Origin of the sequence: Nocardia halotolerans (genome assembly GCF_042650145.1) — a bacterium.
Classification (GTDB): Bacteria; Actinomycetota; Actinomycetes; order Mycobacteriales; family Mycobacteriaceae; genus Nocardia; species Nocardia halotolerans.
The window spans coordinates 325,669-348,983 of the sequence record NZ_JBHSDL010000014.1; the positions used below are offsets into that span (position 1 = coordinate 325,669).

Sequence of the window (23,315 nt, forward strand, 5' to 3'; positions counted from 1 at the left end):
GCCGCGAGCCCCGGTATCGAGCGGGACTAGGCCGACGCGCCCACCTAGTCGGCGTCGGCCACCCGGGCCCGATTGAGCCGCTGGGAGATCACCTGGGTGATGCCGTCACCGCGCATGCTCACGCCGTAGAGCGCGTCGGCGACCTCCATGGTCGGCTTCTGGTGGGTGATCACGATCAGCTGGCTCTTCTCGCGCAACTGCTCGAACAGGCCGATCAGGCGGCGCAGGTTGGTGTCGTCGAGGGCGGCTTCCACCTCGTCCATCACATAGAACGGCGAGGGCCGGGCCCGGAAGATGGCGACCAGCAGGGCCACCGCCGTCAGCGACTTCTCGCCGCCCGACAGCAGCGACAGGCGCTTGACCTTCTTGCCCGGCGGGCGGGCCTCCACCTCGATGCCGGTGGTGAGCATGTCGGCGGGATCGGTGAGCACCAGCCTGCCCTCGCCGCCGGGGAACAGTTTGGCGAACACACCGACGAACTCGCGTTCCACATCGGCGTAGGCCTCGGTGAACACCTGCAGGATGCGGGCGTCGACCTCGGCGACCACGTCGAGCAGGTCCTGGCGGGCCTTCTTGACGTCCTCGAGCTGGGTGGCCAGGAAGTTGTAGCGTTCCTCGAGCGCCGCGAACTCCTCGAGCGCCAGGGGATTCACCTTGCCGAGGGTGGCGAGGTCCTTCTCGGCGCGCTTGGCGCGGCGCTCCTGGGTGGCGCGGTCATAGGGCATCGGCTGGGGCGCGGTGACCTGATCACCGCGCTCCTTGGCATCTTCGTACTCCTGCAGTTCCAGCGCCGAAGGTGGTAGCGGCACATCCGGACCGTATTCGGCGACCAGATCGTCGAGGGCGATGCCGAACTGTTCGGAGATGGTGGTCTCGAGCTGCTCGATACGCAGGGCCGCTTGGGCCTTGGCGACTTCGTCGCGGTGCACGGCGTCGGTGAGCTGGGCCAGCTGGGTGTTGAGGGCACGCGAACGTTCCTTCACCTGTTCCACCGCGGTCGCACATTCCCCGCGTCGGCGCACCAGTTCGTCGCGCCGGGCCGCCGCCGCGGCGACGACCCGCTCGAGTTCGCGCGCGATCTCGGACCCGGACTCGGCGACCGCGGCGGCCACGGCGGCGGCCCGGCGCCGGGCGGCCTGCGCCCGCTCGGCCCTGACCCGCGCCTCACGTTCGGCGCGTGCGGCCCGGCGCAGCGAATCCGCCTTGCCCCGCACCGATTCCGCGCGCTCCTCGGCGGTGCGCACGGCCAGCCGCGCCTCGACCTCCATGGTGCGGGCCTCGGCGAGCGCCGCGGCGGCCTCCTCGCGAGCGCGCCCCGCGGTCTCGGTGCCCGCGGCACCGTAGCTGTCGTCGCTGTCGTCGTGTTCGACCTCGGCGTGGCGCAGCCGGTCCTCGAGCTCGGCCAGCGAGGCCAGCGACTGCTCGCGGGTGGCTTCGGCCTCGGCGCGCTGAGTGGTCAGGCGCTCGCCCTCGGTCTGGGCGGCGCGGGCGGTCTGGCCGACGCGGGCGAGCCGGTCATAGATCGCCAGCAGCGCCTGATCGGATTCGTGCAGCGACAGCAGCGCGTGGTCGGCGGCGTCCTTGCGATCGGCCTGCTCGGCGAGCGCGCCGGCCAGGGCGGCCTCGAGTTCGTCGGCCCGGCGCTGCGCGGCCGCCAGCTCGGCGGTGGCGGCGTCGATGTCGGCCTGGACCTCGAGCTGGCTGGGCATCCGCTCCGAACCGCCGATGATCCAGCCGGAACCGGCCAGATCACCGTCGCGGGTGACCACCCGCAGTTCGGGCCGGTCGGCGACGAGTTCGGTGGCCCCGGCCAGATCGTCGGCGATCACCACCCCGGCGGTCAGCGCCGCCAGGGCCGGACGCACCTGGTCGGCACCGTCGATCACCTCGGCGAGCCAGCGTGCACCCGCGGGCAGCGGGCCGCGTTCGGCCGGAACCAGTCCGTCGGTGGCGAAGACGAAGGCCACCCGGCCACCGTCACCGGAACGCAGTTCACGCACGGCGGCGTCGGCGGTGCTCGCCGTCTGCGCGGTGATGGCGTCGGCGAGCGGGCCGAGCAGCGCCGCGACGGCCGGTTCGAAACCCGCCTGCACCCGCAACAGCCCCGACAACCGCTCCCCCAGGCCGTGCACGCCGTGTTCGAGCAGCCAGGCCGCGCCGTCCTTGCGGGCCAGGTTCATCCCGAGCGCCTCGATCCGCGCGCCCAGGCGGGCGACCAGTTTGCTCGCTTCGCGGTCCTGTTCACGCAGTTCACGCACCCGCTCGTCGGCCAGCTCCAGGGCCGCGACAGCGTGTTCGTGCTGGGCGTCGAGGCCCTTCTCCCCCGCGTCGAGTTCGCCGAGTTCGTCCTGCACCGAGTCGTATTCGACCTGCGCGGACTCCCCACGATGCCGGGCATCGGCGATCGCGACCGACAGCCGCGCGATCTCGGCGTCCACGGACTGTGCGCGCGTGCGCAGGTTGTCGACCTGGCCCGACAGCCGGGCCAGCCCCTCGCGGCGATCGGCGATGGCGCGCACCGCGGCCAGGTGTTCCTGCTCGGCGGCCTTGGCGGCGTGTTCCCGGTCGGCGAGCGCTTCCCGGGCGGCCTCGAGGGTTTCGGTGGCCATCTCCACTGCGTACCGCAGTTCGGCTTCCTCGGCTTCGACCCGGTCGGCCTCGGCTTCGAGCTGCTCGGGATCGCGGCCGGTGCCCACGGGCGCCTCGGTGTGCAGATTCCGGGCGCGGTCGGCGGCGATGCGGATGGTGGCGTTGACCCGTTCGGCCAGCGCGGACAGCTGGAACCAGGTCTGCGCGGCGGCCTCGGCGCTGGGATTGAGCCGCGAGAGCTGGAATTCCTGCTGCGCCAGTGCGGCATTGGCGGCGTCGAGCTCGGATTGCACGGTGATCTGCTGTTCGCGGGCGTATGCCTCTTTGCTGAGCTGGGATTGCAGTTCGCCGCGGCGGGTCACCAGGTCGTCGGCGGCCAGGCGCAGCCGGGCGTCGCGCAGGTCGGCCTGCACGGTCTGGGCGCGCCGGGCCACCTCGGCCTGGCGGCTGAGCGGTTTGAGCTGACGGCGCAGTTCGGTGGTGAGGTCGGTGAGCCGGGCGAGGTTGGCCTGCATCGCGCCGAGCTTGCGCACCGCCTTCTCCTTGCGCCTGCGGTGCTTGAGCACGCCCGCGGCTTCTTCGACGAAGGCACGCCGGTCCTCGGGCCGCGATTCCAGGATCGCCGAGAGCTGGCCCTGCCCCACGATGACGTGCATCTCCCGTCCGATGCCCGAATCCGAGAGCAGCTCCTGCACGTCCATCAGCCGGCAACTGCTGCCGTTGATCTCGTATTCACCCGCGCCGTCGCGGAACATCCGCCGGGTGATCGAGACCTCGGCGTAGTCGATGGGCAGCGCGCCGTCGGAGTTGTCGATGGTCAGGGTCACCTCGGCGCGGCCGAGTGCGGCCCGCCCGGTGGTGCCCGCGAAGATGACGTCCTGCATCTTGCCGCCGCGCAACGCCTTGGCGCCCTGTTCACCCATCACCCAGGACAGGGCGTCGACCACGTTTGACTTACCGGAACCGTTCGGGCCGACGACGCAGGTGATGCCGGGTTCGAAGCGCAGAGTGGTCGCGGACGCGAAGGACTTGAACCCCTTCAGCGTGAGGCTCTTCAAATGCAAAACGGACCGCCTCTCCGGGAATTCGGGCGAGTCCTCACCCTATCGGAGCCGTCCGACCTGCTCGCACAGGTCGGACTCAGCATGGCGCGGGGTTGACATTACACAGTGGAGGGTGGACGCTGGAGTGCAGTAGGTCACTGTCCTGGTGAACGAGAGGTCGTCGATATGGATATCGCTCCCGGCACGCGCGCGTCCGACGCCGAGCGCAATGCGATCGTCGCCCAACTGAGTACCCATCTGACCGAGGGCAGGCTGGACCTGGCCGAATACGACCAGCGAGTCGCCAAGGTCTACGAGACGACCACCCGCGACGACCTCGCCCTGGTGCTCTCCGATCTGCCGGCACCGGTGGACCGGAAACCAGCGCCCGCCCCGAAACCGCGCATCCCCGTCTGGCAGCGCATCGAAGCGGGCAGCTGGCTGGGCGTGAGCATCATCGTGCTCGTCATCTGGGGTCTCATCTCGCTCACCGCGGGCGAGCTCACCTACTTCTGGCCGATGTGGGTGATCGGCCCGTGGGGCGCGGTGCTGCTGTTCCGGGTCGTCACGGGCTGGGAAGCCACGCCGGGCACCAGCACCCACCTACGGCAGCTGCGCAAGCAGTGCAAGAGCGCCGACCCGCACTAGCGACCTCAGAGGATCGCGAAGGCCACCACGAGACCCAGCGCGAAGTGCGCGGCCGCCACGACCAGCACCTCGGGGGTGTAGGTGTCGGAATGCAGCGTGCGGCCGATGTGGATACCGGTGACCTTCTCGAGCACCCGCACCGAGATCACCTGCGCGATGATGCCGACCAGGCCGTAGACCACCGCCGCGATCAGCCCCTGCGACAACTTGCCCACGCCGCCGGTGGCCAGTACCGCGAACACGACGATGAACGCCATGCTCACCATGCCCGCCGCCGAGACGATCAGCGCGTTGGGCTTGCCCGCGACCACCAGCTCACGCAGCCGGCCCGGTGTGGTCAGATCGATGGCGAAGAAACCGATCAGCATCAGGGCGAGGCCGATCATGCAGTACAGGATGATGGCGCCGACGCCTTCACCGAGCGCATTCCAATAACCCGATTCCAGGGCGAGGGCGGTCATCGTGGTCCTTTCGAACAGTGGTGTGGTCGAGTAGTCAGTCGAGGATGCGGTGCGGCACGAACGCCGCACCGTCATCGGTGATCAGGCCCGCGGTCTCGCGGATACCCAGGCCCGCGGCGGTGTCGCCGACGACCCAGGCACCCAGCACCGGGCGCATGCCGTCGAATTCCGGTAGCGGGTCGAGCAGTTGGTAGACGAAACCCTCGGCGCCGTAGACGCCGCCGGTCGCGGTCTCCATGCCCGGCCCGACGATGGTCATGTTGGCGCCCTCACGGCCGAGCTTGGGCTTGCGGATGTATTCGGTGAGTTCGTGCGGATCGTCGAGGTAGGCGGGCAGCAGATTGGGGTGGCCGGGGTACATCTCCCACAGGATGGCCAGCAGCGCCTTGTTGCTCAGCAGCGTGGTCCACAGCGGTTCGATCCAGGCCGTGGCCGGAATACTGGCGACGACCCGCTTGCCGAAGTCGTCGTCGAGGATCCATTCCCACGGATACAGCTTGAAGATCGACTCGATCGGTGCCTCGGCCAGGTCGACGAACCGGTGCAGCTCGGTGTCGAAGCCGACCTCCTCGATCGGCAGCGCCACGGTGTCGAAGCCGGCCTCGGCGGCGGTCTCCTGCATGTAGGCGGTGGTCACGTTGTCCTCGCCGGTGGCGTCGGCCGCCGACCAGGTGAAGTGCAATTCGGTACCCGGCAGCACCTCTCGCAGTTCACCCCACCGCTGCACCAGCTGCTCGTGCAGCGAATTCCATTGGTCACCACCGGGGTACACCTGCTGCAACCAGTGCCACTGCACGATCGCGGCCTCGAGCAGCGAGGTGGGAGTGTCGGCGTTGTACTCGAGCAGCTTGGCCGGTCGCCGCGCGTCGTAGCGCAGGTCGAAACGGCCGTACACGTACGGATCGCTGCGCCGCCAGGATTCGGCGATCGGCCCCCAACTCCATTCCGGCAGACCGAAGTCGGCGAAACGCTCGGTGAGCACCACGTGCTCGGCGGCGTGCAGGCACATCGACTGCAGCAGTTCCACATCGGCTTCCAGCGCGAGGATCTCGTCCATCGAGAACTCGTAGTGCACCGATTCGTCCCAGTACGGGCGCGGTTGCCCGCTGGCGTCGCGACCGGGCACACCGTAGACCAGGCCCTGACTCTCGATGATCTGCTGCCAACCCGGTCGCGGCGTGATCACCCTGCGCCGCACTAGGACCCACTCCCGCCGGACTTGCTGCCGAGACCGCCGCGCTGCACCACGGTTCCGCTCTTGGTCTTGATCTGGGCACTGCGTGGTTTCACCGAGGTACCACCGACGGGCGGGCGGCCGATGGTGGAGGTGCCGCCGTAGTGGTACCGGTACTGGGGCCAGCCCAGCAGGATCAGGCTGCCGTACCCGCCGCCGCTGTCGCTGCGGAAGTTGGGCTTGCCCTCACCACACTTGTCGTCGGGAACCACGACCTCCTGGCCGTTCTGATCGACCTGCACGCACGAGGCGGTGACCTGCTCGGGTGCGGCGACCGCCCGGTAGGCCAGGTATCCGCCACCGACCAGGGCGGCGATCCCGACCACGGCGACACCACCCATCATCACGCGGTTCCTGGTGCGCCGCTTGGCCTCGGCTTCCAGCGCGGCCGCGCGTTCGGCCTGTTCGGCCTGCCTGCGCGCTTTGTCCCGGGCCCGGGCCTCGGCGACGGTCGGCGGACGCGGCTGGGTACTTCCGGGTTCCTGCCGCTGCATCCGGCCCGGCCGCGGCCGGTCACCGGGCGGCGGCGGCTGCTGCGGCACCGGTGGCCATCCCGGTCCGGACGCACCGGGTGCCCAGCCGGCGCCGGGGTCGGGCGGAGTCCACGGCGACTGTGGGGACCCGCCGTTCGAGGAATCCGGCTGCTCGGGCGGGCCGGGGTTGTGTGTGCTCACCGCTGCCTAACCCCCGAAGTCACCACTAGCGCTCCTCGAATCCCGTCATGTCGCCCCGCGCGGGCTCCCAGCTTTCCACAACCAGGTCGACCCGGCCAGGTGCTCGGCCGGACCGTAGCAGTTCCAGCAGCTTCTCGCCCGCCGTTCGCGATCCTTCGGCGACCACATGGACGCGTCCGTCGGCATGATTGCGGGCACAGCCGACCAGACCGAGTTCCAGTGCCCGAGAGCGCGTCCACCAGCGAAACCCCACGCCCTGCACCATGCCGTGCACCCACGCGCTCAGCCGCACCGGGGCCGCACTCATGCGTCGATGTCGAAACTCAGGGACACCTCGGTGCCCGCCTTCAGCGTGCGGCCCACGGTGCACACCTTGTCGACGGCGCGCTGCACGGTGACCAGCAGTCGTTCGCGCGCGGCCTCGTCGAGTTCGGACAGGTCCAGTTCGAAGACCTCGTCGAGCTGCGGGTACAGCTCGTTCTCGCGATCGGCGTCACCGGAGACGCGGATGGTGGCGTCGAAATCGTCGCCCAGGCGCCGCGACAGCGGCAGATCCGAGCTCAGCCCGGTGCAGGCGGCCAGCGCGATCTTGAGCAGCTCGCCCGGGGTGAACGCGCCGGGCACGCCCTGGGAAGCGATCAGCACCTCGGCGCCCCGGTTGCTGCGCCCGGTGTAGGCCCGGGTGCCGGTGCGCTCGACCCACAGTTCGGTGGGTGCGGTGGTCACGGGTGCGTTCTGCTCAGCCATGTGTCCGATCCTGGCATGTCGGCCGCACACACCTCGCATGCCGTACCGGTCGACGTCGCGTGGGTCACGTCCGTGGTAGCGGCAACCCACCCCGTCCCGAAGACGTGGGTGGGCTGCCGCGACCCGAACTCGTGCGCTACTCGACAACCAGTGCCCACCCCTCGGGCAGTTCGGCGGTGAGCACCTCGGTGCCACGCACCTCCATGTCCACCGTGTCCGGGCCGAGCCGGAAGTCGGCCAGGCGCACGATCCCCCACGAGGGTGGGATCCGCGGCCGGACGGTGAGCCGCTTCGCCGGGACGTCGGGGTCGAGCCCGACGAAGGAACGGACCAGCAGCAGCGGTGCGGCACTGGCCCACGCCTGCGGCGAGCACGAGGTGGGGTAGGGCACCGGCGCGGCGAACCGGCCGCGCGGGAAACCGCAGAACAGCTCGGGCAGCCGTCCGTCGAAAGCCGCTGCGGCATCGAGCAGTCCGGCCGAGAGCTGATGCGCGAGTTCGATCGCGCCCGGCACGTGCTGGTACCGCATCAGCCCGGCCACCGCGAGCGCGGTGTCGTGCGGCCACACCGAACCACAGTGGTAGCTCATCGGGTTGTAGGCGCCCATGTTGGAAGCCAGTGTGCGCAAACCGAATCCGGAGTCCATCGCGGGCGAGGCCAGGTGGCGGATCAGGATCTCGGCGTGCTCGTCGGTGGCGATCCCCGACCACAGGCACTGGGCGGCGTTGCTGGTGAGCGCGTCGACCTGGCGCTTGTTGGCGTCCAATGCCACGGCGTACCAACCGCATTGGGGTAGCCAGAACTGCTCGGCGAATTTCGTCCGCAGCGACGTGGCCCGTTCCCGCAGCCGTTGCGCCAGCGGCACGTCGTCGAACGCGTCGGCCAGTTCCGCCCGGGCCAGCAGCGCCGCGTAGACATAACCCTGCACCTCACACAGCGCGATCGGGGCCTGCGCGAGCTGGCCCGAGGCGTAGTTGATGCCGTCGTAGCTGTCCTTCCAGCCCTGGTTGAGCAGGCCGCGGTCGGTGGCGCGCACGTACTCGACGAAACCGTCGTCGTCACGGTCACCGAAATCGGTGATCCAGCCCAGCGCCGCGTCGGCCGCGGGCAGCAGGGTCGCCACCGAAGCCGGATCGGCGCCCCAGCGCAGACATTCGGCGAGCAGCATCACGAACAGCGGGGTGGCATCGACGGTGCCGTAGTAGATCTGGCCGCCGAGCACCTGTCCGACCGCCGGGCCGCGCCGCATCTCGTGCATGATCCGGCCCGGTTCCTCCTCGACCAGCGGGTCGACCGTCTGGCCCTGGAGCTCGGCCAGCTGCTGCAACGTGCCGAGGGCGAGATCGGTTTCCAGCGGCAGCGACATCCAGGCGGTGAGCAGGGAGTCACGACCGAACAGGGTCATGAACCAGGGCGCACCGGCCGCGACGAACGGACGGCCGGTGCCGGAATCGCTGTGGATCTGCAAGGCGCCCAGATCGCTCTCACTGCGGCGCAGTATCCGGTTGAGCATCAAGGAGTCGCTGGTGATGTCGGTGGCGGTGGCCCGCCACGCCTGGATCTTGCGCACCGGTTCGCTGGCCCGGTAACGCTCACCGACCGAGCCCTGCAATTGCGGGCGCTGCGCCGCGCCCGCCGGTTGCGCGGCGATCTCGGTCTGCCAGCGGCCACCCGCGGGCACGACGATGCGCCAGATCATGGTGCCCGGCAGCACCATCGGCTCCACGGTGGAGGTCAGCGCGAGCCCGCGCGACAGGTCGCCGCGGTCGTGCAGCAGCAGTTCACCGTCGGAGGTGGTCATCTCCGCGCGCCTGCCGCCGCCGCGGCCCTCCTTCACCGAGAACAGGTCGACGAAATCGGCGTCCACGTGAAGTTCGAGTACCACGGCGGTGGCCTCGCGGCTCATGTTCTCGAGGGTGAGCACCTCGTGCATGCCCTCGGCGACGAGCCGGTCGCGCACCACCAGCAGCGTGCTGTCGGCCATCCCGGCCTGCGGCCGCCTGCGCAGTACGAACCGCGCGGCGAACGCCTCGGGACTGAGTACCGACAGCGGCTCGGGCTGTTTGCCGTCGACGAGTAGTTCCCAGCGCGAGATCACCCGCGCGTCGCGGAAGAACAGGCCGTGTGGCTTGCTCGGGTCCACATCGCCCATGCGGTCGGACAGACAGAACGTGCCGCCCTCCACCAGCGTCACGTTGCCGCTGTGGCCGCCGAGCCCGGCTGGTTCGCCGGCGTTGAGCGGCGACGGGCTCGACGGCTGCACCGGATCTGCTTCGCTCATGCGCGCCCGTTGGCCGCAGCCCCGACCGGCGCGGGCATCGCGAACGGGTTGCCGTAGCCGATCGTGGTGCGCGCCAGCAGTTGCCGGTACACCTGCTCGTAGCCACGGCCCAGCGTGTCGGCACCGAAGTTGTCGACCACGTGGGCCCGGCAGGCGGCCGGGTCGTAGGAGGCGACTTCTCCGATGGCGGCCGACAGTTCCGACGGATCGTCACAGATGCGCGCGGTGACGCCCTCGACCAGTACCTCGCTCACGGCGCCGCCACGCAACGCGACGACCGGTGTGCCGCAGACCATTGCCTCGATCATCACCATGCCGAACGGCTCCTCCCAGCGGATGGGGAACAGCAGACACCGAGCTCCGGCCAAGAGTTTACGCTTGGCGGCGGCGTCGGCGAGGCCGAATACGTGATCGTCGTCGGTCAGGCGCGGGCGCACGTATTCCTCGAAATAGGCCTGCTCTATCGGTTCAGAGCACTTGCCCGCCAGGATCAGCGGGATGCCCGCCTCATGGGCGGCATCCAGGGCCAGGTGTGGCCCCTTGTCCATGGTGAAGCGACCCAGGAACAGGGCGTAGTCCTGCTTCTCGGTCTGGAACGGCCACTGATCGGGACGCAGCGCGTTGTGCACGCGGCCGGCCCAGGCCAGTTCCGGCGCCAGTTCCCGCTGCCGGTCGCTGATCGCGACGAGCGAGCACTCCTGGCCCAGCTCGCGGTAGTACCGGTAGCAGTCGTCCTGCACGGGTCCGTGGACGGTGACCACGGTCGGCAGACCGAGATTGGCGTAGGCGGGCGCGTTGAGCGGACCCGCGAAAGTGTGATCGTGCACCAGGTCGATACCTTCGGTATCGGCCAGCCGCTCGATCGCGCGGCGCACGCGCAGCGCGTGGACCACTTCGGGGAACGGGTCACCGAGCCGCTCGGGCACGATCCGGTCCCACAGTGGGACGAAATTCGCCTGGGTACCGGGTTCGCCCGCACCGAACAGGGTGACGTGATGGCCGCGTTCGCACAGCGAATCGACCAGATCGGCGACTACGGCCTCGACGCCGCCGTAGGCCTTGGGGGGAACATCGAAATAGGGTGGAACCACCATCGCGATCCGCAGTGGGCCACCGTTGTGCTCGATCGAATAGAGATCGGACGTGGAGAACCCGGTCGGCGACATTGCCGACATGTCTGCACTCATGACCTTCCTTCCAGGGACACAACCTCGCAACACTTGCGCGAACAAGAGATGGCCGCCTCGGCGGGGTGGAGACGAGAGCTTCACCGCCGTCCATGGGGCATGGTTGGCCTGGCCAGACGCCGAGCGCACCGCGGGGATGCTCGCCTGAACAGAGGGGCCGTGATGGAACGTACCCCGCTACCGGAGAGTAAACCAGCATGTTGCTGGATTTGTTTTCCGGCGATTCCCCGGCGGGACAGGAGATTCCACCGTCAACAGCGGTCTACGGTGTACAGAATTTCGACACGGCCGGGTCTCCACACGGGATGTTCCCGAACTCGGCCACGGTGAGCCGGGCCTTTCCCCGGACCAGATAGTCCAGGAACTGCGCGGCCAGCGAATCACCGGCGACCGGACCGTGGGTGTAGGCGTACTCGACACCGGTGAACGGGTAGTCACCGCCGCGCAACGTGTCCGGACTCGGCCCGACCCCGTCGATGGTGACCGCGCGGACGCCGTCCCCGGCGGCCGAGGTCTCCAGATAGCCCACCGCGCCCGGGATTTTGGCAACGAACACAGCCACTTCCTCGGTGACGTCGACCTCGCACTGCGCACCACCGGGCGCCATCCCGACGCAGCTGGCGTAGCGGAAGACCTTGCGGTTGTCCTCGAGCAACCGCGACTCGAGGGCACGCCGGGTTCCCGAGCCGGCGGTCCGGTCGATCAGCACCACCGGCAGATCTGGCCCACCGAGCTGCTGCCAGTTGACGACGTTGCCGCGGTAGAGAGCACGAATCTGGCTCGTGGTCAGATCCGTCAGCCCGACATCGGGGTGCACGACCATCGAGAACGACCCGAGCGCCAGCGGATGCTCGGTGAGCGACTGGAACGAGTTGCCCTTGGCGCCGTCACCGATGGCCAGCATGGTCTCGGTCTGCCCGGCGCGGGTGAGCGCGCGCAATCCCGGTTCGGTCCCGGTGAAGTCGAAGCTGAACCGCGCACCGGTGCAGGTCCTGCGGTAGTTCTCGGCGGCCTTGCCGATCATCGGCGCCATCGCCGATGATCCGACCACGGTGAGGTCACCGGCGGCGCAATCGCGTGGCGGCGGATCCGGCCGCACCACCGCGACCACCAACTGGACCACGACCAGGGTGAGCAGGAACAGACTCAGCGCCACGAGAATCCAGGGCGGACGTCCGTTGCTCTCGGTCTTGACCACCCTGCCGCCTCGCATCCCGCCCGACAGTGTCGGTTCGGGGGCATGGCCACTACCGGCCGGCCGGTTCAACACCGCCAGCACCTTGTAGTGATCACCGCGTTCGAGTGGCACTTTCGGCAGGTCGACGATGCCGGTCAGCGTGGCGGGCCGGCCCTCGGCCGACGACGCCGATCTCTCCACCCGTCGGCCGATGCCGGAGTCGTGGCCCAGGTTCTCGCGTGGCACCCCCTGGAGCTCGGTGACGGCCACCCCGATCACCTCGCGCTCTGGAAAGCACAGGTGCAGGCCCACCGATTCCCGATCCCGGATGCGCATCGTGTAGTCGCCGTCGTTGATCCCGAGCGATCCGCTGTTCTCGATCCGCACCAGCACCAGCGAAAGGGCACCGTCGGTGGTGGTGCGCAGGTTGCGCAGCACCCCGGTGACATCGGGATCGGCAGCCGTGGCGGGCGCCGGGAATTCGACCTCCCCGGTGACCGGGGTGTCCATCTGCACCCGGTACCCCAGCCGCCTGCGTCCGACGAGGACGAATTCGCCCAGGAAGGTGGCCAGCGCAACCACGATACCGACGATCGACAGCACGATTTCCAACGGGAACTCGTCCACCGGCTGACCCACCCCTCACCTGCAGAACCTGTGATCGCATATATATCAGGCGAATCCGGCCGAGGGCGGCCGAGCGTCAGGTGTTGGTCAATACTTCACGCGCCGGTTTCCCGGCACCAGGCGAGCAGCTCGTCCAGTGGCCAGGTATCGATCACCCGCTCGGCGGGCACGCCGTGGGCCAGCGCACGCTCGCAACCGTAACCCTGCCAGGCCAATTGGCCCGGGGCGTGGGCATCGGTGTCGATGCTGAAGTAGCAGCCCATCTCCACGGCCAGTTCGATCAAACGCCCCGGTGGATCACGGCGTTCGGGGCGGCTGTTGATCTCGACGGCGGTGCCGTACCGCCGGCAGGCTTCGAAGACGACCTCGGCGTCGAACGACGATTCGGGGCGGGTACCGCGCCCGCCTTCGACGAGGCGACCGGTGCAGTGCCCGAGGATGTCCACGTTCGGATCGGCCACGGCGTAGACCATGCGTTCGGTCATCGTCGCGCTGTCGTCGCGCAGGCGCGAATGCACGCTGGCCACCACCACATCGAGCCGTTCGAGCAGCTCCGCACGCTGATCGAGGGCGCCCTTGTCGAGGATGTCGACCTCGATGCCGGTGAGGACGCGGAACGGGGCCAGCTGCTCGTTGAGTTCGGCGATCACGTCGAGCTGACGCAGCAACCGCTCGGCCGACAGTCCGTTGGCCACCTTCAGCCGCGGCGAATGGTCGGTGAGGGCGCAGTATTCGTGTCCGAGAGCGGCGGCTACCCGCATCATCTCCGCGATCGGACTGCCGCCGTCGGACCAGTCCGAATGCGTGTGCAGGTCGCCGCGCAGCCGCTTGCGCAGCGCGTCACCGGCGGGACCGATCGGCTCGGCGGCGTTGCGCAGTTCGGTCAGATACGCGGGGACCGCACCGGCACAGGCTTGTTCGATGACGGTGGCGGTCTTGGGCCCGATCCCGGCGAGCTCCTGCCAGCTGTGCTGCGCCGCACGTTCGGTGTACTCGGCCACGGGCAGTTCGGCCACGACATCGGCGGCGCGGCGGTAGGCCTTCACCCGATGGGTCTGTGCCCGAGCGCGTTCGAGCCAGAACGCGATCTCGCGCAGCGCCGCCACCGGGTCGGGTCCGGTCGCCGTGGGCATCGGTGCTACCTGATCCGGCCGTACTTGAGGAAGGCGACGCCGTCGGCGTACACCCGGCTGGTGATCACCCGGAACCGTTCCGGGGCGGGCAGTTTCGTGCCGCCGCCGAACAGTGGGCGCCCGGTGCCGAGCACCACCGGATACAGTTTCAGGAACACCTGGTCGATCTCGGGTAACAGCGTCTGTGCCAGCTCGCCGCCACCGCAGAGCCAGATGCCCAGGCCCGATTCCCGTTTGAGCTCGCGTACCGCGGCGACCGGGTCCGCCGAGATCAGTTCGACCCCCGGTGCCGGTGATTCGGGCAGCGTGGTCGACACCACGTACTGACGCAGATGCTCGTACGGGCTGGCCGTGCCCGTGCGCACCCCGAAGTCGTGGGTCTTGCGGCCCATGATGACGGTGTCGAAATAGATGTTGCCCGCCGCGACGCCGCGCGCCTCACGGACCTTCGTCGGCAGGGTCTCCGGATACTGGGAGGTGATCGCCGGACCGTGATCACCGCCGACCGGGAAGAAGTCCAGCGTCCCGTCTTCGGCGGCGATGAAGCCGTCGATCGTCGATGCCACGAAATAGGTCAGCTTGCGCATAGCGTCCTCCTGCACGGACCCCGGTCTCGGACCACTCACCGAAACCGTATCGCGCTCAGCTCAGCGACGGCGTGGCTTGCGCTGACACTTCGGACAGGAAAACGACGACCGATTCATGAACTGTTCCCGGATCAGCAGCGTGGCGCACCGATCGCAGGGTTCGTTCTCCCGCCCGTACGCGGCCAGCGAGCGGGAGAAGTACCCGGATTCGCCGTTCACGTTCACATACAGCGCGTCGAAGGAGGTGCCGCCGACGGACAGTGCCTCGCCCATCACCGCGGCGACCGCGCCGAGCAGGGTGCGCACCACCGGGCGGGTGAGATCGGCGGCGATGCGGGTGCCGTGCAGCCCGGCCCGCCACAGTGCCTCGTCGGCGTAGATGTTGCCGATGCCCGAGATCACCGTCTGGTCGAGCAGCACCCGCTTGATCTCGGTGTTCTTGGCGCGGACGGCGGCGACCGCGGCTTCGGCGTCGAAGAGCGGGTCGAGGGGGTCGCGGGCGATGTGGGCCACCGAATCGGGCACCACGGTGCCGTTCACCTCGACGAGTCCGGCCAGCGACCAGCCACCGAAGGTGCGCTGGTCGACGAAACGCAGTTCGGACCCGTCGTCGAGCCCGGCCCGGATGTGGGCGTGCTTCTCGACCGGGGCCGCGGCCGGCTGCACCAGCATCTGACCGCTCATGCCCAGGTGCACCACCAGGGCGAGTTCGGCGTCGTCGAAGGTGAGCCAGAGGTATTTGCCGCGCCGCTGGGCGGCATCGATGCGCAGACCGGTGAGCTGGGCGGCCAGGTCCGCACCACCCGGCACATGCCTGCGCACCGCGCGGGGATGGGTCACGGTCACCGTGTCGATCACCCGTCCCACGGCATGATCGGCCAGACCGCGCCGCACCACCTCGACTTCGGGCAGTTCGGGCACGATCAGGCTTCGGTGACGGCTTCGTCGACGGCGGTTTCGGCGGTGAGGGCCTTGTAGGCCGTACCGGCGGCCTTCTGCTCGGCGTCCTTCTTGGAGCGGCCGACACCCTGCCCGTACGAACGACCGGCGATCACCGTGGTGGCGGTGAACTCCTTGTTGTGGTCCGGGCCGGTGGAGGTGATCTCGTAGGCGGGCACGCCGAGACCGCGCTCGGCGGTGAGTTCCTGCAGGCTGGTCTTCCAGTCGAGGCCGGCACCCATGCGGGGACCACGCTCGAGCAGTTCGGCGAACAGGCGCAGCACCACGCCGCGCGCCACCTCGATGCCGTGCTCGAGATGCACCGCACCGAGCAGCGATTCCATGCCGTCGGCGAGAATGCTCGGCTTGTCCCGGCCACCGGTCTGCTCTTCGCCCTTACCGAGCAGCAGATACCGGCCGAGACCGCCGTCGCCGAGACCACGCGCCACCTCGGCGAGCGCGTGCATGTTCACCACGCTGGCGCGCAGTTTCGCGAGCTCGCCCTCGGACTTCTCGGGGTGCTCGGTGTAGAGGCGCTCGGTGATGCTGAGGCCGAGCACCGAGTCGCCGAGGAACTCCAGACGCTCGTTGGTCGGCAAACCGCCGTTCTCGTAGGCGTACGACCGGTGCGTCAGCGCCAGGCGCAGCAGCTCCGGTCGTACGTCGACACCGAGGGCGGTGAGCAGGCTGGCGTTGTCGGCCGAGCCCGATGTTTCTTTGCTTGCTGTCACGTCGCTACTGATGATCGAGACGATCAGGCGGCGGAGGTGACCTGGCGGCCCTTGTAGGTGCCGCAGGACGGGCACGCGATGTGCGGGAGGGTCTTTTCACCGCAGGCACGGTTCGGGCAGGTGACCAGGGTCGGCGCAACGGCCTTCCACTGGCTGCGCCGCGACCGGGTGTTGGAACGGGACATCCGGCGCTTGGGAACAGCCACGGCTACTTCTCCTCTTGGTTTTCGCTGACCACGTCGGCATCGGCTGCCGCGGGAGCGGATCGGTCTGGGTGGGTGGAACCCTCAGCGGGGTCGCCGGTGCCGGGCGCGTCGGTGGCGAACTGTGCCAACTTCGCCCAGCGAGGGTCCAGTATCTCATGCCCGTGATCGGGACCGGCAACTGCCATCCGCACACCGCACTCGGGGCACAGGCCCGCGCAGTCCGGAGAGCACAGCGGCTGCAGCGGAAGCTCCAGCCCGATGGCGTCGACGATCACCGGCTCGAGATCGATGAGGTCGTCTTCCATGCGGTAGACCTCGGCGTCCTCGGTCGTCTGCTCGGTGTTGCTGTCCGGGTAGGCGAACAGCTCCGTCAGACGAATCTGCACCTGGTCGTCGAACGGTTCGAGGCAGCGCGAGCACTCCCCGACCGTCGGCCCGGACGCCGTGCCGGTGACCAGCACACCCTCCGAGACCGCCTGCAATTGCAGATCGAGTTCCACCTCGGCATCAGCCGGGATGGCGATCAGGTCCAGACCCAGCCGCCCGTGCTCGGTGACCGTGCGATGCATCTCCCGCAGCGTTCCCGGCCGACGGCCGAGATTGCGGACGTCCAGCACGAAACCCGCGTCGGACACAGGACCGCTACTGGTCTTGCGGTGACGCGAGGGCGAACCGGAACCGGCGGGCATCACAAACTCACTTCTTCAGGGGGGATCGTGGGCAACCACTCAACAGTACGGCAGGAACCCGCCGGAATTCAAAACGCGCGGCAGCTCAACGACGGTGCTCGGTCGCGTATTCCGCCGCCGGGGCACCACGCATGTGCTGGCGGCCGCGAGTGATCGAGCGCCGGGTGGTGTTGAGCGTCTCCTCGAGTTCGGCGAGCCGGCCGCCGAAATCCGACATCCGCTCGTCGACGTAGTCGTCGCACTCGGCGCGCACCCGGTCGGATTCGGCCTGGGCCTCGTCGATCAAGCGAGCGGATTCGGCGTGCGCGGCCCGCACCACCTCGGTCTGAGCGACCAGGCGTGCCTGTTCGGCCTTGCCGTCGGCGACCGAACGCTCATAGGAGGCCTTGCCCGCTTCGATGGCGCGGTCGGCGTCGATCTGGGCGCGGCTGGTCAGCTCGTCGTACTCGGCGTTGCCGTCGGCCACGACCCGGTCGGCCTCGGCCTGCGCGGCGGCGACGAGCCGGTCGGCATGCGCGGTGGCCTCGGCGACCATCCGGTCGGCATGGTCCTTGGCGTCGGCGAGGAGACGATCGGCTTCGGCGCGCGCGGTCTCGACGGTGCTGCGTGCCTGTTCGTCGGCGGTGGTGACGGTGGCCTCGGCGCTGGTGCGGGCGTCGAGCACGATCTTGTCGCGGTGGTCGAGGACGTCCTGTGCGTCGTCGAGTTCACCGGGCAGCGCGTCGCGGACGTCGTCGAGTAGCTCGAGCACGTCACCGCGCGGCACGATGCAGCTGCGAGTCGGCGGAATGCCGCGCGCCTCTTCGACGATGGCGACCAGTTCGTCGAGTGCTTCGAATACGCGATACATGCTCACTACCCTCCTGCGGACTCACGGCGAAACCACTACCGCCGTGCCCAGTGTGCCCGTCGTCGGCGCGTGCGCCGAATGTCGGCGCGGTGTGTCGCGACAGTGTCCTAGATCGCACTCGAATCAAGTGGAGTGCGGCCCTCCGGTTCCGTTACCATCGGAAGGCGCGACAACGCCGTCCGCCGGGAAGCACCACACGCCAATCGGAGTCGATCATGACCGTCCTGGAAACACCGAAACCCTCGGTGTCACACGTCGCGTGCATGTTCACAGTGTGGACCGGCCCCGTCCCCGTGACGGTCACGACGACACCGAAAGCGCGGCCACGGCTCGACCGGAGCCTGCTCTACCTGCGCGACGACCGCGCCCTGCCCCAGCTCATCCGGTTCGCGCTGGTGGGTGGGGCCAGCAATATCGCCTACGTGCTGCTGTTCTTCTCGGTGGTCGGCGCCGGACCGCTGATCGCCAATGTGGCCGGATCGCTCGTCAGCACGGTCATCGCCAACGAACTGCACCGCCGGCTCACCTTCCACGCCGCCGACCGCGTCGGCTGGTTCACCGCACAGTGGGAAGGCGGCGGACTGGCCCTGCTCGGGCTCGGCATCACCACGGCCGGATTGGCCGCCCTGGGCTTCTGGGCGCCCGGCCTGGGCGACAGCATGCAGGCCCTGGCCGTTCTCGCCATCACCGCCGCGGTCGGCGGCATGCGCTTCCTGGCGTTGCGCGACTGGGTGTTCTGAGCTCGCCGTGTTCCGAGCTCGCCGGCTCAGCTGTTGCGCTCGGCCAGCCGGTCCAGCAGCCGCTTGTGGACCGCGGGCGGCAGCATGTCGGTGACATCACCGCCGTAGGCGGCCACTTCCTTCACCAGCGAACTGGACAGGAAGCTCAGTGCGGGGTTGGTGGCGATGAAAAAGGTGTCGACACCGGCCAGCTTGTGGTTCATCTGGGCCATCTGCAGTTCGTAACCGAAGTCGCCCGCGTCGCGCAGACCCTTGACGATCGCGCCCACACCCTCCTGCTTGGCGAAGTCGACCAGCAGCCCCTGCCAGGACGCGACCCGCACATTGGGCAGGTGGGCCACGGCCTCACGCAACAGTTCCATGCGCTCGTCGACGGTGAACATGCCTTGCTTCTTGGGGTTCACCATCACGGTGATGATCACCTCGTCGAACTGCGCGGCGGCGCGGACGAAGACGTCGAGGTGACCATTGGTGACCGGGTCGAAGGAACCGGGGCACAGTGCTGCGGCAGCCATGACTCAGACGCTAGCACCGAACTCGGCGAGTTCGATTCTGGTCTCCCCGTATTTGCGGGTTCGCAACGCCACATACCCTGCGGGCCAGCTGATCTCGGGTGAGCGACTGGACCGTTCCACCGCCACCAGCGCCGCGGGCGCGAGCCAGCCGTTGCCCGCCAGCGCGGTGAGATCGGCGAGCACGTCGGCGGTGCTCACGTCATAGGGCGGGTCGGCGAACACCACGTCGTAGTCCGCCGGCGCGGCGTGCGCGAGCACCGCGGAGACACTGCCCTGGCGCAGTTCGGCACCGGGCAACCCGAGGACCGCGATATTGGCGCGAATCACCGCAGCCGCCTTGCGACCCGACTCCACCAGCAGCGCGTGGCTCGCTCCGCGTGAGAGCGCTTCCAACCCCAGCGCACCCGAACCCGCGTACAGGTCCAGCACCCGTGCGCCGTCGAGATCGAGGCGGGCATCGATCGCGCTGAACAGCGCTTCGCGCACCCGGTCGGAAGTGGGACGGGTGCCGGCGGGCGGCACCTCGAGGCGCCGCCCGCCCGCCACACCGGCGACGATGCGTGTCATTCCGACTCGCGCGCGGCCAGTTCCACCAGCAGATCGCCGCCTTCGACCTGAGCCACCTTGGCGGTGGCCACCCGGGCGACGATGCCGGCGCGCGGCGCGGTGATGGCCGCCTCCATCTTCATGGCCTCGATGGTGCCGACGGTGTCGCCCGCGTGGATCTCGTCGCCTTCCGACACCGCCACGGTGACCACACCGGCGAACGGCGCCGCGATGTGACCGGCGTTGTTCTTGTCGGCCTTCTCCGCGGCCGGCACCTCCGAGGCGATGGCCCGGTCACGCACCGCGACCGGGCGCAGCTGCCCGTTCATGATGCACATGACCGTGCGCATGCCCTTCTCGTCGGGTTCGGAGATCGCCTCGAGCCCGATGAGCAGGGTGACGCCCTTCTCCAACTGCACCCGGTGCTCTTCGCCGCGGCGCAGACCATAGAAGAACTGGTTCTCCGACAGCCCGGTGGTGTCGCCGTACTTCGCGCGGTGGGTGCGGAATTCGGCGGTCGGGCCGGGGAACAGCAGCCGGTTGAGGGTGTCGCGGCGGTCCTGCGACGACCCGTCGAGCGCGGCCCGATCCGCCGGGGCGAGCGGAGTCTCCGGCTTGGGCTCGGTGCGCCCGGCCAGGGCCTTGCTGCGGAACGGTTCGGGCCAGCCACCGGCCGGGGTGCCGAGTTCGCCGCGCAGAAAGCCGATGACGGAGTCGGGGATGTCGTAGCGGCCCGGGTCGGCGGCGAAGTCGGAGATGTCGACACCGCTGCCGACCAGCGCCAGCGCGAGGTCACCGACAACCTTCGATGACGGCGTCACCTTGATCAACCGGCCCAGCAGCCGGTCCGCCGCCGCGTACTTGGCCTCGACCTCCTCGAACCGGTCGCCCAGGCCGAGCGCGATCGCCTGCTGACGCAGATTCGACAGCTGACCGCCGGGGATCTCGTGGGTGTACACCCGCCCGGTCGGCGCGGGCAGGCCCGACTCGAACGGGGCGTAGACCTTGCGCAGAGCTTCCCAATAGGGCTCGAGGTCACACATGTGCTGCAGGTTCAGCCCGGTGTCGTGTTCGGTGTGCGCGGCCGCGGCCACGATCGCCGACAGCGCGGGCTGGCTGGTGGTGCCCGCCATCGCCGCCGAGGCACCGTCGACGGCGTCGGCCCCGGCCTGCCACGCCGCCAGGTAGGTGGCCAGCTGACCACCGGGGGTGTCGTGGGTGTGCACGTGCACCGGCAGGTCGAAGTTGCTGCGCAGCGCGGTGACGAGTTTCGCGGCCGCGGGCGCACGCAGCAGACCGGCCATGTCCTTGATCGCGAGCACGTGCGCGCCGGCGTCCACGATCTGTTCGGCCAGCTTCAGGTAGTAGTCCAGCGTGTAGAGCGACTCGTTCGGGTCGAGCAGGTCACCGGTGTAGGACAGGGCCACTTCGGCCACCGCGGTTCCGGTTTCGCGCACCGCGTCGATGGCCGGCCGCATCTGGTCCACATTGTTGAGCGCGTCGAAGATCCGGAAGATGTCGATCCCGGTCGCGGCGGCCTCGGACACGAACGCCCGCGTGACCTGCTCGGGGTAGGGCGTGTAGCCCACGGTGTTGCGGCCGCGCAGCAACATCTGCAAACAGATGTTGGGCACCGCTTCCCGCAGCGCTTCGAGCCGCTCCCAAGGGTCCTCGTGCAGGAATCGCAGGGCCACATCGTAGGTCGCGCCACCCCAGGCCTCGATCGAGAGCAGTTCCGGGGTCAGCCGGGCGACGTGGCCGGCCACCCCGAGCAGGCCGTTGGTGCGCACACGGGTCGCCAGCAGCGACTGGTGGGCGTCGCGGAAGGTGGTGTCGGTGACCCCGAGCGCCTTCTGTTCGCGCAGTGCCCGTGCGAACCCCTCGGGCCCGAGGGTGAGCAGACGCTGGCGGGAACCGTCCGGCGGCGGCAGCGTCAGGTCCACGGCGGGCAGCTTGTCGTAGGGGTACACCGTGGTCGGGCGCTCACCGTTGGGCTTGTTGACGGTGACATCGGCCAGATAGGTGAGGATCTTGGTGCCACGGTCGGCCGACCCGCGCGAGTTGAGCAGCTCGGGGCGCTGATCGATGAACGAGGTGGTGACCCGGCCCGCCTGGAAATCGGGGTCGTCGAGCACCGCCAGCAGGAACGGGATGTTGGTCGTGACGCCACGGATGCGGAACTCGGCCAGCGCGCGACGGGCGCGGGCGGCCGCGGCGGGCAGGTCCCGGCCCCGGCAGGTCAGCTTGACCAGCATCGAGTCGAAGTAGGCACCGATCTCGGCGCCCAGGTTCGCGCCACCGTCGAGACGGATGCCCGCGCCACCCGGGGTGCGGTAGGCGGTGATGCGGCCGGTGTCGGGACGGAAACCGTTGGCCGGGTCCTCGGTGGTGATGCGGCACTGCAGCGCCGCACCGCGAATGGCGACGGTGTCCTGGCTCAGGCCCAGATCGGCGAGGGTCTGCCCCGCCGCGATCCGCAACTGCGACTGCACCAGGTCGACGTCGGTGATCTCCTCGGTCACCGTGTGCTCGACCTGGATGCGCGGGTTCATTTCGATGAACACGTGGTTGCCGCGCTCGTCGAGGAGGAACTCCACCGTGCCCGCGTTGCTGTACCCGATCTGGCGGGCGAAGGCGACCGCGTCGGCACAGATCCGTTCGCGCAGCTCCGGCGACAGATTCGGGGCGGGCGCGAGCTCGATCACCTTCTGATGACGACGTTGCAGCGAGCAGTCGCGCTCGAACAGGTGCATCACGTTGCCGTGCTGATCGGCCAGGATCTGCACCTCGATGTGGCGCGGGTTCACCACCGCCTGCTCGAGGAACACCGTCGGATCGCCGAAGGCCGACTCCGCCTCGCGCGAAGCCGCCTCGATCGACTCGCGTAGCTGCTCCGGCGCGGCCACCCGGCGCATACCGCGCCCGCCGCCACCGGCCACGGCCTTGACGAAGATCGGGTACTCGAGCTGGGCCGAGGCCGCGAGCAGCTCGTCGATGTCGGCGGAGGGCTCGCTGGACTTCAGCACCGGCAAACCGGCAGCTCGGGCCGCTTCGATCGCGGTGGCCTTGTTGCCCGCCATCTCCAGCACGTGCGCCGAGGGGCCGATGAAGGTGATGCCCTCACGAGCGCACGCCGCGGCCAGGTCGGGGTTCTCCGACAGGAAGCCGTAGCCGGGGTAGATGGCGTCGGCGCCGGCGCTCTTGGCCGCGTCGATGATCGCCTCGATCGACAGGTACGCCCGGACCGGGTGACCTTCCTCGCCGATCTGATACGACTCGGCCGCCTTCAGCCGGTGGACGGAGTTGCGATCCTCGTGCGGGAACACCGCGACCGTTCCGATGCCCAGTTCATAGGCCGCACGAAAGGCACGAATGGCGATCTCGCCGCGATTGGCGACCAAGACTTTCGAGAACATTGGCCTACGGTACCCGGACGCCACGACACCCCCGGCAGGCAAGGTGGCTTCGCCATATTCTTCACCGCGCGTCCCGCCCACCTGCGAAGTTGTGGTTACCGGGCCGTCACATCTCACGACCGGATCGGTTCCGCGGTGCGCCGGCCCGCTCAGTGGGCCGAAACAACGGCCCCGGCGGGCGCTTCGCATGTTACGCACGAGTAATCACTGTCAGAATCCCTTGCGGGACTGGCGTTCTCCTAGGGCATTCGACACTTTCAGCGAACATTGCGAACCAGCGGCGTTAGGATCTTCG

21 protein-coding genes are annotated in these 23,315 nt (G+C 69.1%); 2 read left to right on the forward strand and 19 right to left on the reverse strand.

Going from position 1 to position 23,315, the window contains the following annotated elements; all coding sequences use genetic code 11:
* Positions 1 to 44: 44 nt before the first annotated feature.
* Positions 45 to 3,653: a chromosome segregation protein SMC gene (gene smc, locus ACFO5K_RS12070; RefSeq protein ID WP_378560539.1), complete on the reverse strand. Its 3,609-nt coding sequence runs from the start codon at positions 3,651 to 3,653 to the stop codon at positions 45 to 47.
* Between the two features lie 165 nt (positions 3,654 to 3,818).
* Here smc and ACFO5K_RS12075 point away from each other — a divergent pair, with 165 nt between their 5' ends.
* Positions 3,819 to 4,280 (forward strand): DUF1707 SHOCT-like domain-containing protein, encoded by a 462-nt coding sequence (locus tag ACFO5K_RS12075; protein ID WP_378560542.1) that lies wholly within the window; start codon positions 3,819 to 3,821, stop codon positions 4,278 to 4,280.
* Between the two features lie 5 nt (positions 4,281 to 4,285).
* Here the strand turns inward: ACFO5K_RS12075 and ACFO5K_RS12080 are convergent, their stop codons facing one another.
* The 15 genes from ACFO5K_RS12080 to ACFO5K_RS12150 all read right to left on the reverse strand — a co-directional run bounded on the left by ACFO5K_RS12080 (position 4,286) and on the right by ACFO5K_RS12150 (position 17,803).
* Positions 4,286 to 4,741: a DUF350 domain-containing protein gene (locus ACFO5K_RS12080; RefSeq protein WP_378560545.1), complete on the reverse strand. Its 456-nt coding sequence runs from the start codon at positions 4,739 to 4,741 to the stop codon at positions 4,286 to 4,288.
* 34 nt (positions 4,742 to 4,775) lie between these two features.
* On the reverse strand, positions 4,776 to 5,939 hold the full coding sequence (locus tag ACFO5K_RS12085) for a glutathionylspermidine synthase family protein (RefSeq protein ID WP_378560548.1): 1,164 nt from the start codon (positions 5,937 to 5,939) through the stop codon (positions 4,776 to 4,778).
* Positions 5,939 to 6,649, reverse strand: a complete 711-nt coding sequence (locus ACFO5K_RS12090; protein ID WP_378560551.1) for a hypothetical protein — start codon at positions 6,647 to 6,649, stop codon at positions 5,939 to 5,941. The genes ACFO5K_RS12085 and ACFO5K_RS12090 overlap by 1 nt, the downstream gene beginning before the upstream one ends.
* A 25-nt stretch (positions 6,650 to 6,674) precedes the next feature.
* The gene (locus ACFO5K_RS12095) at positions 6,675 to 6,956 is read right to left on the reverse strand and encodes an acylphosphatase (RefSeq protein WP_378560554.1); all 282 of its coding nucleotides are present in this window, start codon (positions 6,954 to 6,956) and stop codon (positions 6,675 to 6,677) included.
* Positions 6,953 to 7,396, reverse strand: a complete 444-nt coding sequence (locus tag ACFO5K_RS12100) for an OsmC family protein (protein WP_378560557.1) — start codon at positions 7,394 to 7,396, stop codon at positions 6,953 to 6,955. The genes ACFO5K_RS12095 and ACFO5K_RS12100 overlap by 4 nt, the downstream gene beginning before the upstream one ends.
* A 136-nt stretch (positions 7,397 to 7,532) precedes the next feature.
* Positions 7,533 to 9,677 carry an amylo-alpha-1,6-glucosidase gene (locus ACFO5K_RS12105; RefSeq protein WP_378560560.1) on the reverse strand — a complete coding sequence of 715 codons (2,145 nt, stop codon included), beginning with the start codon at positions 9,675 to 9,677 and terminating at the stop codon, positions 7,533 to 7,535.
* Complete coding sequence (locus tag ACFO5K_RS12110; RefSeq protein WP_378563753.1) at positions 9,674 to 10,843, reverse strand: glycosyltransferase family 4 protein; 1,170 nt, start codon at positions 10,841 to 10,843, stop codon at positions 9,674 to 9,676. Before ACFO5K_RS12110 ends, ACFO5K_RS12105 begins: the two co-directional genes overlap by 4 nt.
* A 283-nt stretch (positions 10,844 to 11,126) precedes the next feature.
* Positions 11,127 to 12,680, reverse strand: coding sequence for a PstS family phosphate ABC transporter substrate-binding protein (locus ACFO5K_RS12115; RefSeq protein ID WP_378560563.1), 1,554 nt, complete (start codon positions 12,678 to 12,680; stop codon positions 11,127 to 11,129).
* Between the two features lie 83 nt (positions 12,681 to 12,763).
* A complete protein-coding gene (locus ACFO5K_RS12120; protein WP_378560566.1) occupies positions 12,764 to 13,801 on the reverse strand; it encodes a PHP domain-containing protein in 1,038 nt (345 codons plus the stop codon).
* Positions 13,802 to 13,806: 5 nt separating this feature from the next.
* Positions 13,807 to 14,388, reverse strand: coding sequence for a dihydrofolate reductase family protein (locus ACFO5K_RS12125; protein ID WP_378560569.1), 582 nt, complete (start codon positions 14,386 to 14,388; stop codon positions 13,807 to 13,809).
* A gap of 60 nt (positions 14,389 to 14,448) precedes the next feature.
* The gene (gene mutM, locus ACFO5K_RS12130) at positions 14,449 to 15,309 is read right to left on the reverse strand and encodes a bifunctional DNA-formamidopyrimidine glycosylase/DNA-(apurinic or apyrimidinic site) lyase (RefSeq protein WP_378560572.1); all 861 of its coding nucleotides are present in this window, start codon (positions 15,307 to 15,309) and stop codon (positions 14,449 to 14,451) included.
* A 2-nt stretch (positions 15,310 to 15,311) separates the two neighbouring features.
* Positions 15,312 to 16,070: a ribonuclease III gene (gene rnc / locus ACFO5K_RS12135; RefSeq protein WP_378563756.1), complete on the reverse strand. Its 759-nt coding sequence runs from the start codon at positions 16,068 to 16,070 to the stop codon at positions 15,312 to 15,314.
* Positions 16,071 to 16,081: 11 nt separating this feature from the next.
* Positions 16,082 to 16,264: a 50S ribosomal protein L32 gene (rpmF, locus tag ACFO5K_RS12140; protein ID WP_378560575.1), complete on the reverse strand. Its 183-nt coding sequence runs from the start codon at positions 16,262 to 16,264 to the stop codon at positions 16,082 to 16,084.
* Positions 16,265 to 16,266: 2 nt separating this feature from the next.
* Positions 16,267 to 16,953, reverse strand: a complete 687-nt coding sequence (locus ACFO5K_RS12145; RefSeq protein ID WP_378560578.1) for a YceD family protein — start codon at positions 16,951 to 16,953, stop codon at positions 16,267 to 16,269.
* An 85-nt stretch (positions 16,954 to 17,038) separates the two neighbouring features.
* Positions 17,039 to 17,803, reverse strand: coding sequence for a DivIVA domain-containing protein (locus ACFO5K_RS12150; protein WP_378560581.1), 765 nt, complete (start codon positions 17,801 to 17,803; stop codon positions 17,039 to 17,041).
* A 215-nt stretch (positions 17,804 to 18,018) separates the two neighbouring features.
* Between ACFO5K_RS12150 and ACFO5K_RS12155 the strand changes: the two genes are divergently transcribed.
* The gene (locus ACFO5K_RS12155) at positions 18,019 to 18,543 is read left to right on the forward strand and encodes a GtrA family protein (RefSeq protein WP_378560584.1); all 525 of its coding nucleotides are present in this window, start codon (positions 18,019 to 18,021) and stop codon (positions 18,541 to 18,543) included.
* A 26-nt stretch (positions 18,544 to 18,569) separates the two neighbouring features.
* Here ACFO5K_RS12155 and coaD read toward each other — a convergent pair whose 3' ends face one another.
* From coaD to ACFO5K_RS12170, 3 genes are read right to left on the reverse strand one after another with little or no spacing between them, the layout of a single operon-like run.
* Positions 18,570 to 19,058 carry a pantetheine-phosphate adenylyltransferase gene (gene coaD / locus ACFO5K_RS12160; RefSeq protein ID WP_378560587.1) on the reverse strand — a complete coding sequence of 163 codons (489 nt, stop codon included), beginning with the start codon at positions 19,056 to 19,058 and terminating at the stop codon, positions 18,570 to 18,572.
* Between the two features lie 3 nt (positions 19,059 to 19,061).
* Positions 19,062 to 19,625, reverse strand: coding sequence for a 16S rRNA (guanine(966)-N(2))-methyltransferase RsmD (gene rsmD, locus ACFO5K_RS12165; protein ID WP_378560590.1), 564 nt, complete (start codon positions 19,623 to 19,625; stop codon positions 19,062 to 19,064).
* On the reverse strand, positions 19,622 to 23,020 hold the full coding sequence (locus ACFO5K_RS12170; protein WP_378560593.1) for a pyruvate carboxylase: 3,399 nt from the start codon (positions 23,018 to 23,020) through the stop codon (positions 19,622 to 19,624). Before ACFO5K_RS12170 ends, rsmD begins: the two co-directional genes overlap by 4 nt.
* Positions 23,021 to 23,315 lie beyond the last annotated feature (295 nt).